A 15083-nucleotide genomic window follows, 5' to 3' on the forward strand; every position below is an offset into this window, starting at 1 on the left:
ATCAAGGGCTGCCTGTCATCCTATAGATTAGAGGAGCACCATCATGAAAGGCAATCCAAAAATTATCGATTTGCTGAACAAACTGCTAGCCGAAGAACTGACCGCCATGGATCAATATTTCGCGCATTCGCGTATGTACGAGGATTGGGGTTTCAACAAACTGTACGAACGTATCAATCACGAAATGGACGATGAAAAGCAGCATGCCGATCATTTGATCAAACGGATTCTGCTGCTTGAAGGCGTACCGGTGATCGGTAACCGCAGTCCATTGCGAATTGGCCGGGACGTGCCGGAAATGCTGCAAAACGACTTGGCGCTGGAGCGTTCCGTTGTTACCGCGCTACGCGATGCCATCGCGATTTGTGAACAGGAACGCGATTATCAAACGCGGGAGATTCTTGAAGGTATGTTGGCAGAAACCGAAGAAGATCACGCGCATTGGCTGGAACAGCAATTGGGGTTGATTAACAGGGTCGGACTGCAAAATTATCTGCAATCGCAGATGTGATTGGGAATGCATCGCTCATGAAGCAAGGATAGTCATGAGCGATCGCTTCAAACCGATCTCGCATTCATGAAATTACGATCAATCCGGATTCGCCAAATGGTCTGAGAAATAACCCCCAATTAACCGCCGTACTTGTTGTTTTAAAGCGCATCCGCTGAATCTATCATTGCTTCCGGCATCAGAAAAATCCATAGCCATCACTTCAAGGCTATGTTTCCGAATATAATCACAGCATCTGCACAGCCTAGTCCGCTATTGGTTGCGAAAATTCCTTTTTATAACAGTTTGTTATTTTCATATTGGATCAGACCCAAACATTCATTGGAATGACTTTTAGAATCATACAACACAATGCTTATGCGGCTGCCGGTTATTTCCTGCTAGGTTTCCTCGGATTATTGCTTGCAATCCCGCCGGGGTACGCGAGTCCGGTGTTTCCTGCGGCGGGCTTGGCGCTTACACTGGTTCTGGTATCGGGGTATCGCTTATTACCGGGCATCTGGATCGGGTCATTGGGGCTCAATAGTTGGGTTGCTTGGAACCTAAACGATCTCACGCAGGAGAGTATCCTGATTGCGGTGTTCTTAGGTATGGGTGCGATACTGCAAGCGGCCATCGGTGCTTGGCTTGTTCGTAGATTCATCAAAGATCGCTGGCAGACGTTGATGCGGGAACAAGAGATCTTCATTTTTTTTCTGCTGGGCGGTCCGGTATCCTGCGTGATTTCAGCCAGTGTCGCGCATCTGACGCTCTTTTTTTCCGGAGCCATTAATGCGAATGATATCTCATGGTCCTGGTGGAATTGGTGGGCCGGCGATACCTTCGGCGTGCTGGTCTTTGCGCCGCTGCTGCTGGCTTTCTTCGGTAAACAATCCTGCTGGAAAACGCGAAAAACCATTATTGCACCGATTACGTTGATTCTGGTGGTATTGATCGTTGCGGGATTCGTCAACACATCGAGACTCGAAAGCAAGCAACAGCAAACCGAAATTCAAAGTATCGGACAAAGCATTGCTTTTCTGTTACAAGAACGTTTCAACGCCTACAATGAAATGCTATCGGCATTGCGGCGTCTGGTAGAGTTGAATCCGGATATGAGCTACTGGCAATTCGATTACTTTACTCAGGAAATATTGCAGGAATTCGAGGGTATCGCAGGGCTAAGCTACAACTATCTTGTCCGCGATAGGGATCGTGCGTTATTCGAGCGGACCCAATCGGAAGGTATCTCCGGGAAGCCGTTCCGGATAACCGAAATGGACGCGCAGGGTGAGTTGACGGTTGCAAGCAAGCGGCCGGAGTATATGGTCGTAACCTATATTACGCCGCTTGGAAGCAATCAAAGAGCAATCGGTTACGATATTTACTCCAATCCCGTTCGAGCTGAGGCCATTGACCGCGCTCGGCATTCCGGCCAGCCGGCTGCGACGGGTTTGATCAATCTGGTGCAGGATCAGCATAATAAAACGGGCATCTTGGTATTACATCCTGTTCATCGCCAGAATTTTGATCAAAGTGGTCCGAAACATCCGGAATTTATCGGTTTTGTGGTAGGCGCATTGAAAATTCCTGATATGGTTAATTCGGCCGTTGGGAATTTTGCTGCACCGGGTATCGTTTTCCAATTACGGGATTCTATAGTTCAGGGTGACGGACAACTGTTGTTCAGTTCAGCGCCGGAATTTTCCGGACAACCCCATTTCGATTGGTGGACAAAACTGGTGATGGCCGATCGTAGTTGGGAGTTAATCATTTTTCCGGATACGGCATGGTTGAATGCGCATCGGCCATGGCATGCCTGGGCGCTTAGTTTTGCCGGGCTGCTCGTGGCAAGCATGTTGCAGATGCTGATGTTGGTTACGACGGGCCGAACCATGCTGATTCAGGAAACTGTCGATGAACAGACGGCGCAATTGCGCGCAAACAGTGAAGCGCTTCAGCTTGCCAAGCATGCGGCGGAATCGGCGAATCTGGCCAAGAGTCAGTTTCTGGCGACCATGTCTCATGAAATTCGAACGCCGCTGAATGGCATTCTGGGTATGGCTTACCTGCTCCAGACGCCGGACATCAAAGATAGCGAACGGCTGGATTATGCCCGGGTGATCATCACTTCCGGCAACAACCTGCTGGTTATCCTCAACGATATCCTTGATTTGTCCAAAATTGAAGCGGGGCAGATCAAATTGGAGAGTCATGTTTTTGATCCCGAACAACTAATGCTGGAAACGGCGGAGCTCTTTGCCGAAAGCGCGAATGCGAAAGGGTTGGTGCTTGATGTATCGTGGCATGGAAAGCCGCGAATGCGGTATTGCTCGGATTCGGTCAGAGTGAGTCAAATGTTGGCTAATCTGGTTAATAATGCCATTAAGTTTACGCCGCAAGGTTTCATACGGATCGAGGCGCGCGCAATTGAAAATCCGCCTGCGGAAACTTTGCTGGAGTTTACGGTCACCGATAGCGGTATTGGCATTCCCGCAGACAAGCGCGACAGGCTGTTTAAACCTTTTTCCCAAGTGGATGCCTCGACAACTCGCCGATACGGCGGTACCGGCCTTGGTTTATCCATCGTGCACAATTTGGCTAAGCTGTTGGGAGGGCGTGTCGGCATCGAAAGCCACGAGGGCAAAGGCACGAGAATATGGTTTCAGATTCGCGCGAACCCCGTCAGTGTCGATAGTGCGGGTAATTTAATCACGGACGATGCCATTACCGGTGAAATAGCGATCAGGAAAGCTTCTCTGGATGCCGGATTGATTTTGGTGGTCGAGGATAATGCAATCAGTCGCGCGGTAATCATCGCTTTGCTGGAAAAACAGGGATTCCGCTGCGAAGTGGTTGAGAATGGCCAGGAAGCGGTAACTGCGATCATGCAGGGAATGCGGCCGGCGCTTGTGCTGATGGATTGCGAGATGCCGGTGATGAATGGTTATCAAGCGACAGAAACCATTCGTCAATGGGAACGGGAAACCGGAAACGCGCACCTGCCGATCATCGCCTTGACTGCGAACGCCTTTGAGGACAATCGTCAGCGCTGCTTTGCAGCGGGCATGGATGATTTTATTTCCAAACCCGTCAATATGAATATTCTGGTGGCGGCGCTCAACAAATGGGCCAATCGGCATATCGGCTCCAATCGCTAAGGTCGTTGGGAAATGATCCGGGTTTTACCGGTATTGTTGCGTATCTTTTTTACCTGTGTTTGCCGTGCACCGGCTTTCTCAAAAACGTTCTTCGATAACCTGCCGGAAAAGCCGGCTAATCTGCTACCAAAAGCGCACGCGTCCGGAATCGATATGGATAAAGTTGGAGGAGGGGTAATAGCCGACGCCGCCCATTTGCAAGGACAATGCGGCAGTCCGTAGATCGGATAACTTGCGGCCCGGCAAACGAATGTCGATGGCTTTTCCCAGAGTATGCAAACTGTTTTTGGCAACACCGCTGCTTTGTTCGGCTAGTTTTGCGTTGGTCGCAGGGGAACGGTAAGCGGAAATGACGTGGAATTCCTGGTTGATTCTGAGGCGGTACTGCAATTGATGCAGAAAATCGAATAAATAAGGATCGATCGTCGAACGTTCATTGGTGCGATGGTCGCGCAGTACATGATTAATCGCGCGTAAACCTTCAGGAATATAGCGGCCGTTCGCCCAGTATGTCGCACGGGTGCGTTCACCGGTATGCAAATTCAAGAAGCTTAATTTTTTCTCATAGGGTTTTCTGATCGCGGCATGTACCGAAGTGGCCGTCATCGGCAACGCCAGCATGGCGCAAGCACCGAGTCCTGCTTGTATCAACCGGCGGCGGCTTGGCACAGGTTCTGTTTCTGATAAATAGTGTTGCCCTAATAGTTTTCGTATCATCGTATTCTTTCTCCTGAAAATCTCCGATTGTGTGCGAAAAAAATAATTTACCAGCGAGCATAGCGCAATGCGCGTAAATCACGGTCATAAATATCGGGTGAAAAATGCACCATTTCGTGCTCATCGGCCCAGGCGGTAATATACACTAAGAAAATAGGTAATGGCTTGGGTAAATGTATGGTTTTAGTATTGTCACTATCCAAATCGGTTATGAATTTTTCCGGAAGGCTTTGTTCTTTAAGCGCAAAGGCCGCCAATTCCAATGGTTTTTCCAAGCGGATGCAACCCGAGCTGAAGGTGCGGATGTCTCTCCGGAATAGCGATTTCGACGGCGTATCGTGCAGATAAATGCTGAAAGAATTCGGAAACATGAACTTGATCCGGCCCAGCGCATTGTGTTTGCCGGGGTCCTGGCGCAGGAAATAGGGGAATCCGCCTTTCAGATCATGCCAGTCAATTTCGTCCGGATCAATCGGTTCGGCATTGCGGTTGTTGCCGGGAAAAATCTTGAAACCGCCGCTGGAAAAAAAATCAGGATCGCTTTTCTGCTTCGGCAGTAAATCCTTGGTGGCGATGCTGTGCGGCACATTCCAGTAGGGATTCAGCACCATGTGCGACATCGCGCTGTTGAAGGTCGGCGTCGAGCGGTAATCGCGCCCGACAATAATGCGCATCGACAAGACTTCCTGATCCTGTTCGGCGGCGGTCAGCATGAATCCGGCGGTATTCACCAGCAAATAGCGATCCCCCAGCTTCTTCGGTAACCAGCGCAAACGCTCCATGTTGATGCGTAACTGGCGGATTTTCCACGCCAGCGTCCTGTTCAATGCACGCAAAGTGTTTTTGCCGATCACGCCGTCGGTATTGAGATTATGCTGCGCTTGAAATGCTTTGACCGCGCTGACCAATTCCGCGTCGTAATGCTCGCTTTGAGAAGGCCCAGCCTGGAATTCGGCGATGCCGTCGGCATCAAACGCTTGCGCGATGCGTTGACGAATCAATGGTATATGCGGATGCGTATCGCCCGGATGGATCGACGGTGCATCCGGAATTTTCAGCCATTCCACCGGTTCGTCCGCCAGCTTGCGGTAGCGCGCCAAAGTTTGCTTCAACAGCCGGTAATGCAGCTTGGTTGGCGGCAATTCGTCGAACGCCTGCGGCAACCGGCCGGATTGCACCGCGGCCTGCAAAAATGCCACCGCGTCAAAATCCGGTTGCGCGATATGCCAATCCGGGTCGGCTGCGGTCGCGGTCAACCGTCCGCGCGACACATCCCGTGCCAAATTCAGCACCGCCAGCGTGGTGCGCAGCTCCAATGCCACCGCCGCAGCATCCGATGGATCCGCCTGCTGCCGCAATTGCTGCAACTCCGGCAAACCGTAATCGCGGCTATCCAATCCCTCGGCATCGGCGCTGGCAATAAACGTCATCGCGGATTCGAACAACGACAGCCCGGGATCATCCGTCAGCCAAACCGGCTGATAACCGCGCTGCGCATAGAATTTTTGCAAATCGGCGGCTTCGGTTTTGTTCAATCCGAGCGTAGCGGGATTCGAGAGCTGCTGTTCGATGGTTTTGATATCCACCCGCGCAGCACGGCTGACCGATGCATCAAGTAACAAAAAAGTGCAACAAAATAGCTGGATAAACCATAAAGAAACGCTCGGTCGATAACAGGTCACGCGGAAATTCCTTGATTGATTGGTTTTCATATTGTTTCGGTCGGGATTTTAACATTAATGACTGAATACCAGGCTAGTAGCGGCTTCTCAAACGATCAACGTCGGTACACGACTCCTCGTCTTGCTACGCAAAATGGATTCTGTTTCACTACGGTATAATCCTGGAGAAACTGAAAGGGAATGGAATGAAGGAACTATGGCGCAGTATCGGTGCCAGCGCCGGGAGGTGGTTATGGCGATTTCAACTCCGAAACCGGAGTTCTGACCGGAATACGCAAGTAAGCTGAAATATCGCCGGATGACTTTATTGCGGCTTTACGCGCCTAGATTGTCTACTAGACGCAACAACACCTGATTGAATCAGGCGTTGTTGATGCTTATTAGGGAGTGCAAATACTTAAAGTTAAGTGACTTCATTTTGAAGATGATGCTTCAAATTCTTTAATGTTGTCTAAAACCCGATAGAAAACTTTTTTCCAGATTGGCTTACCTTTATACCAAGGATCGTCCTCAGAGATTGCTATGTGATCTCCATCAAAAGTTTCGACATATTGACCATAAGTTGCAGATTCTATTGGTACTAAACCGTCATTTTCTCCGTATTTATTAACCATCATATCGTGCCAGCACATCAAAACCTCAGAAAAATTTTCTTTTCTATCGTGGAATTCTGATCTGCACGCAGCATCGCAATCCAAATTCGCACCGAAACTAAAGATGCGTCCAGTCATTTTTGGATCGTCTTTAATTCTTAGCGCACTGGAGTAGGTTGTTATGTCATTGCCAGCTGCATCAAATCCAAAACCATCTTCATTATTAAAGAATTTCCCAAGAGGAGAGAAAAACATCAATAGTTTTCCTGCAAATGTGCAAGCTTCCCCCCGCATAAGCATATCGGCCACCGGCGAACCTTTATGGGGCGTCGAGATGGTTGTGAAAGTGATGATTTGATCGGATAGTGGCTTAATTTCCGAATTCCACTCACTTTCTCTGAAAGAATCTGACAAAGCTTTGCGAACAGCGAGCCCTCCCATGCTTTTTGCAACTATATGAAATTTCCTGCCTTGATCAGCAGGAAATTCACGTCGAATAAATTTCTCAAGCGCAGTCGATAACTTCTCTATAGATGCCAGGGCAGGAATTTCCGCTACCTTGAGATTAAATCCTTTTTCCTCGAATAATTGATTGAATTCTTCCCATTCCGTATAATTCTTGGCTTGGGGTGTTTTGGGTCTCATAAATGCTTGAAACCCCATACCCATGCCTGGTACAAAAAGCACGTCAATTTTTTGTTCACCGGTAACCAAGCTCTCATCCTTTTGAGATTTGGCAGGGTTTGCGCTGCATCCGGATAGAATCAGTGTTAATAATACGATTATTTTAAGCATCATGGAGTTACCTGTTTTTTGATGGTATTCAGTAGATCGGCCAGTTCTTTTTCTTTGTTTACAGCGTCAATTGCTTTCGAGGAATAATTGAATTTTAGCTGCAAGAAATTGGTTAGTGCATTGATATAACCTTCGGCAACTCTAGCAGGCAGATTGGCAAGCGCTAACGCAGAACTCGGTTGGTTTGTATCGTAAGAAACCAGCATACCGTTTTCAAACGCTGCATTGTTTTTTGTAGTTACCAATGAGAGATACTCAAACGGAACTAGTGTCACAGGACTCAAATTCGGCATGGAAATTTGCTTGCTTGTGATTATTGTGTCTACTCCATCTATAGTAGCCCAAAGATTGGTTAAATACGTTGTATCCCTTCTGTAAAGAATTCCATAATGGCCTTTTAGTGGATAGGAAGCCTCTTTCAATCCTTCATCGGTCTCAAAGATAGATTTTAAGTTTTTAGCATTTTTGGGAGTAACTATCTTCATTTTCAGATTTGGTGGTAAGACATACTGATCTGCTTTAACTGCAAAACCGCTGCTATCCCTAAAGACAATCGGCATATCATCAGCTGAGCCAAAATCAACAATTGCATCATGCTTCATAGTGGATGGATAGCATTCTTTCATTAAATTCGTCGACTCGCCGGTGGTTTTTTTATCTATTCCAATGAAAGGACTTACTGGGGATTTAACTGGAGCTGGAAATCCGCCGATTCCAAACATGGCTACTGCTTTGGCGATTTCCACTGCTATGTCTCCGGTTCTGTCCGAACTGATGGCATCGGTACTCGTCAATAATCCGGACTGAGTGGTTTTTATTTTGAGCTCATCGTCTCTTAAAGGGGAGTTATTGAACTTCAATAGAAATGGATATTGTGTGTCCGGTTCGAGTGCCTGGGGGGTAATACTCATCGCAATAAAGTAATTGCAGTGTTTTGAATCTTTTTTAGCTTTGACTTGATCGTATCGGTTCTTCGATGTATCCATATCATTCTTTGCTTTATCGGCGATCTCTTTAGCCGCTAAATAAATACCTTCGGCTTTTTGTGCCGCTTCCACTGCTGTCTTTTTGGCTTTTTCATCTCCGGGCGTATTGGCAGCAATAGATTTAAGATTTTTCATTTTAGTTTCTAGCTGCTTTGCCTCTTTATTGGCTGTAACAAAATTTTCTTCTGCTTCTTTAAATTTCTTAAGTTCTTCTTCGGCATTAAGATTCTCAGCAGTTACTATCAGGCGATGCATCCTTTTAGGGAGATAATATGAAATACCCGTGTTGATGCTATCGTAACTTGCATGCTTAGTTTGTATAAAACTTGCACAACCGGTTAACGTGCTTGCCGTGACAAGCAGGACAAGAAGAAGCTTTTTCATTTTGTTTCCCCCTTAAATAAATTTAATCGCAGCAAGTTGATTTACTTGCTGCATAATTTGTTGTATTTATTTGATGAATCCGGTACCTGTTGATCTTATATCCTGCTGGCAATATTGTTACTCGACGATAGAAACATCAATCTGCGCAATCTGCTTTCCATCCGAGTAAATTTCAACTGAGGTGTAATCTGGAGCACTCGGCGGCATAACTCTGTCAAACCGCGCAGGGGCGCACACTCTTACATCAGGCCATATTCCCGGTTGCTGAATCAAGAAAAGATCGAGTATCAGAGCTACCGGGTTAGATCCTTGTGGATTGCGCATGGTTAGCATCGGCCGTACTCCTGGGTTGCCAACCATGACATCTCCAACCACATTAAGCTCATCGGGTTTCGGCGGCATTTTGTCTAACCAAGCCTGCCAGTCTTTACATTGAGTGATCATCATTTATATCCTCCTTTGTTGGTTGCGAACAAATTGACAAGTAAAAACAGCGTATGGAATTTCACAGATTAATGATTCGGAAAACTTAAGTGATTTATCCCACAGCAAAACCATTCTCTCAATACTATGATATGCTTGGCATCATCAATTCTGATGTTGTGCTGCGGGAAGATTTGTGATACGGGGAGTCACGATGAATAACAACAAGCCTACGCATGATGCACTGGTTGATGCTATTTATGATTCAGCGCTTGATCCGGTCAAATGGAAAGACACGCTCAATCAGTTGAGTACTTATCTCAATGCCAGTGCGATTAATCTGATCGGTTTGCAGGTGCAAAATTACGATAATCCTTTTTTGCTCAGTCAAAATATTCCAAGTGACTACGGCAAAGATTATCAAAGTTACTGGCGGGAGCATGATATTTGGGTCCAAGCGGGTATCGATAAAGGTTTGAATGGGGGCGGCAAGACGCTTACCGGCGACATGCTGGTGGATCGGCGCAGTTTTCTGAAAAGCACTTTTTATAATGAATGGTTAGCGGAACAGAACATCAGCGATGTGCTTTCCACCAATCTATGGGATGACAATCCCAATACACCGAAAGTCATACTTTGTTTTTTCCGTGGTGTCGGTCAGGATAGTTTCCATGAAAGCGACCGGTTGAATTTACACTATCTTGCGCAACATCTTAATCGCGCGTTTAGCATCACTTCTCAGCTCAAGCTTTCGGAGCAGAAAAACGTACTGGAAGAATCTATTTTCGACTCAATTGGTCATGCCCTGTTCGTTCTGAATGAAGATCGAAAAATTATCAAACACAACGCTGCCGCAACGCGGCTTTTGAGTGGCTTTCCGGGGTTAATCAAGATCAGGCATGAACGGCTTGTGGCGCTTGGGTATCAAGCCAATCCCAGCATTGATGAAGCCATTGCGTTGGTCGATCGCGGGCATCACGCAGAAATAGTGTTTACCTCCAATCATCTTGGTGCAATTAGAGAAACGCACCATGCACGGTTGACACCACTTAATGAAGTGGTAGTTTGGCCATTAGCGAATCAGGCGCATTATTTACTATTGATTGAAAAAAACGGTGAAATCAAACAAGAGACCCTCCGTGCATTTTGTGCATTGTTTAACATGACGGCGTCCGAGCAACAGGTTTTACTTGGTTTGATGCAAGATGCCACGCCGGAAGAAATTGCATTAACGTTGAATGTGAGTCTCACAACAATACGGTCCCACATCCAGCATATCCGGCAGAAATCAGGAGTTCGCCGCATTACCGAGTTGGTGCGAATGGCGCTGATAGCTACCCGCTCTCTATAGGAAAGAAAGTTTCTTTGAAACATCATCCTGGTGGCAACCCGGGCACTTAGCCTTTTGATAGGATGAAGGAGATATGGTGGTTACTGTTTGACGTCTCCATTACATTTCCCTATAGTCACCCGCAGAGATTTCTCTCCATCGCAATGACAATCGTCAACCATAAGGAGTGCCGGTTATGAAAAAAATCAGCGACTATTCCAAGTATCAGAATATCCTTCCCTACGACAGCGAGATTTTTGGCGTTTATCAGCCGATGATCGGGTGGAAATCGAAGCGCATTCAGCAACGCATCGCTAAAGGTTTCAGTGCGGATTTAAGCAAGGTGCGCGATCAATTGTTCAAGGGTTATCGCGGCAATTTTGAGATGGTGCTGAACGAACGCGGCATGCTCGACAAGATTTCGCAGTTGAACATCGGTAGCAACGAGGTGCCGCGCAAGGGGGCGATGGGGAGTTTCGTGATCGAGAATCTGGCGCGCGGGTTGCCGCCGCTGGAAAATTACGACGAACGCATTTGGGACCGGTTGATCGATGAGGAGCGCATTAAGACCGCATTGGATCGCGAGGTGATTCCGAACGTGATGGAGTGGTATCGCGGCGCGCAAGATGCGCGTGCGGATAGCCGCGCGGAGCAGACCAACGCACTGGCGGCCGAGCAGTTACAGCGCGAATCGGCGGTGGCGGGTTATGTGCTGCACCTGAAGCAAACCAAACAGTTTGACGCGTTGAAACAGTTGTTCTATAAACCGGATAATCACTGGGCCAATTTGCAAAAGCTGCTGAGTTTCAAGGACCCGCTCGATTACATCGACCCGTTTAAGGACCTTGGCCGCGCCGGGTTGTCGCCGATCGGTATCGTGCATTTGTTCCGTCAGTATTTTTTCGAGTTCGATACCTTTCTCGGTCCGGCGGTCGGACATGTGTGGTTGAGTCCCGGCAGCAGCGTCGAATTGGTCGAAGTCAGTACGCGCCGCACCTTGGTTGAGCGCACGTTGGAGACCTCGCTGGAAACGACGATCAAAACCGAGAAATCGTTGACCGAGGAAGACGAATTGTCGCAAGCGGTAAAGGAGGACAACAAATCCGATACCAAATTCGGCATGAACGCCACCGCCAACCAAAGCTGGATCGGCGGCAGCGCTAGCGCGTCCAGCAGTATCGATATGGCCAATACGCAATCGAAGGCGCGCGAAGTGTCGCACAAGCACATGCGCCAGCAGACCGAGAAAATTTCCACCGAAATCCGCAAAAATTACAAATCCACCTTTCGCACCGTCACCGAAACCACCGATACGTCGAGTAAGCGTTATGTATTGAACAATACCACCGCCGATCTGCTCAATTACGAGATGCGCCGCAAGATGCGCCAGGTCGGCGTGCAAGTGCAGGATATCGGCACGTATTTATGCTGGCAGACGTATGTCGACGATCCGGGCCGGCAATTAGGCATTTCCAAGCTGGTGCATTTGGCCAAAGGACCGGAAGTCGGCGAAACACCGCCTCCGGAAGCGATTCCGATGCCGCAAGCGGTCACGACCGAGTTGAACATGGATATTCCGTTCGTGCCCAGAACCGAAGACACGTTGCCGGAAGACGATATGGATGAAGTCTACGCCGAAGGCAAAGAAGTGAATCTGGACACCAACGAAGGCGAACCGGAGAAAATTCAATGGCATTTCGGCGGTTTCAAGGCGCAGTGCGATCAACCGGGTTACGAATACGGCGAGGACGGTTTTATTACCTTCGATTATGGCGGCAATGACATTCGCTTGCAGATCGATGGCGTGGAGGAGGTCTCAGCCGGTTCGATCCGCTTCTCGGTCAAGGTCAAGCACGTCAATTTCCGCAACGTGTCACCGTTGCGCGTGATCGCCAAGATCACCTGGCAGCCGACCAAGAAACTGCGCGACGATATCACCGCGCAGAACGATCAGAAAATTGCCGAATTCAACGAGAAAACGCGAATGGAATTCGAGCAGGCCTTCGTCGAAGCGGCGCGCGATCGCATCAACAAAATGTCGCGCATCGAGTCGCGTAAGTACGAGGATTTGCGCGAGGAAGAACGCATCGTGGTTTACCGCTGCCTGATTCAGGACATGCTGACCAAGGGTTTGCCGATGCCGGACGATCGCACGCGGCATGTGGTGTCGGAATTGCTCAGCACGATTTTCGATATCGACAAAATGCTGTATTTCGTCGCGCCGGAATGGTGGCGTCCGCGCTTGCATAAAAGCCACCAAGGATTGGGTGGTATCCGCAAACCTTCTACCGTTGAGCCCGCGCCGGTAAACACGACGGCTGTCAGCGTTTCGGTTTTTTCGCAAATCAAAGGCAAACTGAACAAAAATCTGGTGACGTCCGCTGCGATCAAAACCGAGGATACACAGATTGCGGTAACCGATACCGTCACTTGGGGCGGCTTGCACGATAATCGCGTCGATAATTATTACATCACCGAGGAATCCGCCCCCGCCAAGCTCGGCGCGTCGCTCGGCTGGTTGATGCAACTTGACGGCGACAACATGCGCAATGCCTTTTTGAACGCGCCGTGGGTCAAAGCGGTGATTCCGATCCGGCCCGGTCAGGAACACGCGGCGATGAATTGGCTGCAACGCTTGCACGTCGAGGGTACCGACGGTCTGGACGATGATTACGTCGCGCCGGCGGAAGAGCTCGCCGGAATTCCGCACGGCGGTCCGAACGTAACGATTCGCGACGCCATCAATCATTTGTGCGATATGGTCGCGGACAAACATGCCAAGTCGATGCAAGTCGGGCGTTATCCCGGCGACGAAATCAACGACGATAACCGTGTGTCGGCGACACCGGTCGACAAGGTGTACGAACACGGTTTTTATCCGCTGCAGGGTGGTTTCCGTGCGTTGCAGGGCGGCGAGGATTTTGAAGTATTCGATCAATGGGTGGAAGTACTGCCGACCGATCAAGTCGTGCCGGTACCGGTTGCTTACGATCCGAAAACCGGACGGCAGTTGTAGGCATGGCGGATTTCGAGGTTCAATTTACCGATCCGTCATTTATTGAACCGTCGGCAAAGGAATCGGCGTTCGGCTGGAAGAACAGCGAAGTCGTGGTGTTTCGCGGCGCCGATGAATCCCAGGTTTTACAACCGGATTCGAGTGGTTCCTGCAAATGGTCGAGCGATAAAGCCGATTCCTGGAGCATCTCCGATATCCGCCGGCGTGTGCAGAATGTACCGTATGCATGGCGCATGGATGGTCAATCGGCGCTGATTCCCAAGGTCGAAGCCGGTGCGCCGCTGCGTGCCGTCGTATCGGCGCGCGCCCGGTTGTCGTTGTGGACCGGTCTGGCGAACTTCACCAAGCGCGTTGCGGTTTTCCACAAAATCGACGGAAAGATCCCATCGGCGCAGCAATTCGAAGCATTCATGAGCAAATTTTGCGGCGGCATGGACGATCTTTCGCTGATCGCGACAATCAGCCGGCGAGCGGATGGTTCGGTGGATCTGTCGCCGGAACTGGCGGTGTTCGGTCACAGAGTCGGTAAGTCGGCAAGCAAGGACCGGGCTTTTGTCGAGCAAGTGCTGAAGAATTTGATCAGCGCGTGCCATTCGCAAGGTATTCAGGTTACTGCGGGCTACGAAGTGCGCGACGACTACGATAAACAGACGCAAGGTGATTTTGTCTCGTTCATTACCTCGCGAAATTCCGATATGACCGACCATGCCACGCGAATCCGCGATGTGCTCGATAACTGGAGTTTTGATGGTGTCGGCTTCGATATCGAAGTGAACGGTATCGGGCCGAGCGATCAAAGCGATACCATGAAAGCTTGGTTCAAGCAGGGAAAAACCATCAAGGATTGGGTGACCGCAAGGCCAACTTCATCCGATCCGGTTGCAAAAAAAGAGCAGGCCGCTGCGGATAATCTGCAGAAACTGTATCAAACGCTGGCGCAACTGCTGATCACCAAGGGGCGTTTCGTATCGTATGCGACCGCTGCTTTTGTCGATGCTAAATCCGGTAATTTCGACGACGGTGTTTATATTTTCGGGCATACCCGGGTGCAGCCGATCGGTTTGGCTGCCGGGCGTGCCAACATGATCGCCCGGATTATGGCTTACGACGAAGGATTCCAAGCCGGTGGCGGAGAAAAAAGCGGAAAGCCATCCACAGCGCAGGATTCGTTGACGAAACGGCATGTGCAAATTCTGAAATCGATCACCAGCGCGGGTATTCATCCTTCCATCGTGCAGCTTGGAATCAAAATGGAAAGCTTGAAGGATTTTGGCATGAAAAGCGGTCACATGACCGTAGATCAAGCGGTGAGTCGTTGTGCCGATTTGCGCCGTTTCCGCACCGGACTGATTACGTTTTCCGGCAGTAATGGTTCACCGGCTGATGAGGTCGCTGCATTTGCTCGCTACGACAAAGCATTGAACGAATCCGAATTCACCCGGCGCCATTTTCTCGGCGTGCCGTTTCAGGCGCCGCATTGATTGTTTCTTGCAAGCGACCTCTGTC

Annotated in this window: 10 protein-coding genes; 5 read left to right on the plus strand and 5 right to left on the minus strand. The window is 49.3% G+C overall.

Features of this window, described 5'->3' with window-relative positions:
• The first annotated feature begins 43 nt into the window (after positions 1-43).
• Entirely contained in the window at positions 44-511 is a 468-nt protein-coding gene (gene bfr, locus KF839_RS09425) for a bacterioferritin (protein ID WP_292917587.1), read from the plus strand.
• Between the two features lie 326 nt (positions 512-837).
• The gene (locus tag KF839_RS09430; RefSeq protein ID WP_292917588.1) at positions 838-3651 is read left to right on the plus strand and encodes a CHASE domain-containing protein; all 2814 of its coding nucleotides are present in this window, start codon (positions 838-840) and stop codon (positions 3649-3651) included.
• Between the two features lie 123 nt (positions 3652-3774).
• Here KF839_RS09430 and mepK read toward each other — a convergent pair whose 3' ends face one another.
• From mepK to KF839_RS09455, 5 genes are all read right to left on the minus strand, one after another.
• Complete coding sequence (gene mepK / locus KF839_RS09435; protein WP_292917589.1) at positions 3775-4368, minus strand: peptidoglycan L,D-endopeptidase MepK; 594 nt, start codon at positions 4366-4368, stop codon at positions 3775-3777.
• Positions 4369-4415: 47 nt separating this feature from the next.
• Complete coding sequence (locus tag KF839_RS09440; protein WP_292917590.1) at positions 4416-6080, minus strand: L,D-transpeptidase family protein; 1665 nt, start codon at positions 6078-6080, stop codon at positions 4416-4418.
• A 383-nt stretch (positions 6081-6463) separates the two neighbouring features.
• A complete protein-coding gene (locus KF839_RS09445) occupies positions 6464-7441 on the minus strand; it encodes an alpha/beta hydrolase (protein WP_292917591.1) in 978 nt (325 codons plus the stop codon).
• On the minus strand, positions 7438-8808 hold the full coding sequence (locus KF839_RS09450) for a cell envelope integrity TolA family protein (RefSeq protein ID WP_292917592.1): 1371 nt from the start codon (positions 8806-8808) through the stop codon (positions 7438-7440). Before KF839_RS09450 ends, KF839_RS09445 begins: the two co-directional genes overlap by 4 nt.
• Before the next feature lie 117 nt (positions 8809-8925).
• A complete protein-coding gene (locus tag KF839_RS09455; RefSeq protein WP_292917593.1) occupies positions 8926-9255 on the minus strand; it encodes a hypothetical protein in 330 nt (109 codons plus the stop codon).
• 190 nt (positions 9256-9445) lie between these two features.
• On the opposite strand from KF839_RS09455, the gene KF839_RS09460 reads away from it, so the two are divergent.
• From KF839_RS09460 to KF839_RS09470, 3 genes are all read left to right on the plus strand, one after another.
• Positions 9446-10582 (plus strand): helix-turn-helix transcriptional regulator, encoded by a 1137-nt coding sequence (locus KF839_RS09460; protein WP_292917594.1) that lies wholly within the window; start codon positions 9446-9448, stop codon positions 10580-10582.
• Between the two features lie 175 nt (positions 10583-10757).
• Positions 10758-13577 carry a hypothetical protein gene (locus tag KF839_RS09465; RefSeq protein ID WP_292917595.1) on the plus strand — a complete coding sequence of 940 codons (2820 nt, stop codon included), beginning with the start codon at positions 10758-10760 and terminating at the stop codon, positions 13575-13577.
• Complete coding sequence (locus KF839_RS09470; protein ID WP_292917596.1) at positions 13499-15058, plus strand: hypothetical protein; 1560 nt, start codon at positions 13499-13501, stop codon at positions 15056-15058. Before KF839_RS09465 ends, KF839_RS09470 begins: the two co-directional genes overlap by 79 nt.
• Positions 15059-15083: the final 25 nt, after the last annotated feature.

The organism is Nitrosomonas sp., from assembly GCF_019635155.1.
Classification (GTDB): Bacteria; Pseudomonadota; Gammaproteobacteria; order Burkholderiales; family Nitrosomonadaceae; genus Nitrosomonas.

What these genes read in the sequence shown, in the direction of transcription:
- KF839_RS09445 (WP_292917591.1), bottom strand. Translation starts at nt 7,441, where the DNA reads ATGATGCTTAAAATAATCGTATTATTAACACTGATTCTATCCGGATGC.
- KF839_RS09470 (WP_292917596.1), top strand. Translation starts at nt 13,499, where the DNA reads ATGGGTGGAAGTACTGCCGACCGATCAAGTCGTGCCGGTACCGGTTGC.
- KF839_RS09460 (WP_292917594.1), top strand. Translation starts at nt 9,446, where the DNA reads ATGAATAACAACAAGCCTACGCATGATGCACTGGTTGATGCTATTTAT.
- KF839_RS09455 (WP_292917593.1), bottom strand. Translation starts at nt 9,255, where the DNA reads ATGATGATCACTCAATGTAAAGACTGGCAGGCTTGGTTAGACAAAATG.
- KF839_RS09440 (WP_292917590.1), bottom strand. Translation starts at nt 6,080, where the DNA reads ATGAAAACCAATCAATCAAGGAATTTCCGCGTGACCTGTTATCGACCG.
- KF839_RS09450 (WP_292917592.1), bottom strand. Translation starts at nt 8,808, where the DNA reads ATGAAAAAGCTTCTTCTTGTCCTGCTTGTCACGGCAAGCACGTTAACC.
- KF839_RS09430 (WP_292917588.1), top strand. Translation starts at nt 838, where the DNA reads ATGACTTTTAGAATCATACAACACAATGCTTATGCGGCTGCCGGTTAT.
- bfr (WP_292917587.1), top strand. Translation starts at nt 44, where the DNA reads ATGAAAGGCAATCCAAAAATTATCGATTTGCTGAACAAACTGCTAGCC.
- KF839_RS09465 (WP_292917595.1), top strand. Translation starts at nt 10,758, where the DNA reads ATGAAAAAAATCAGCGACTATTCCAAGTATCAGAATATCCTTCCCTAC.
- mepK (WP_292917589.1), bottom strand. Translation starts at nt 4,368, where the DNA reads ATGATACGAAAACTATTAGGGCAACACTATTTATCAGAAACAGAACCT.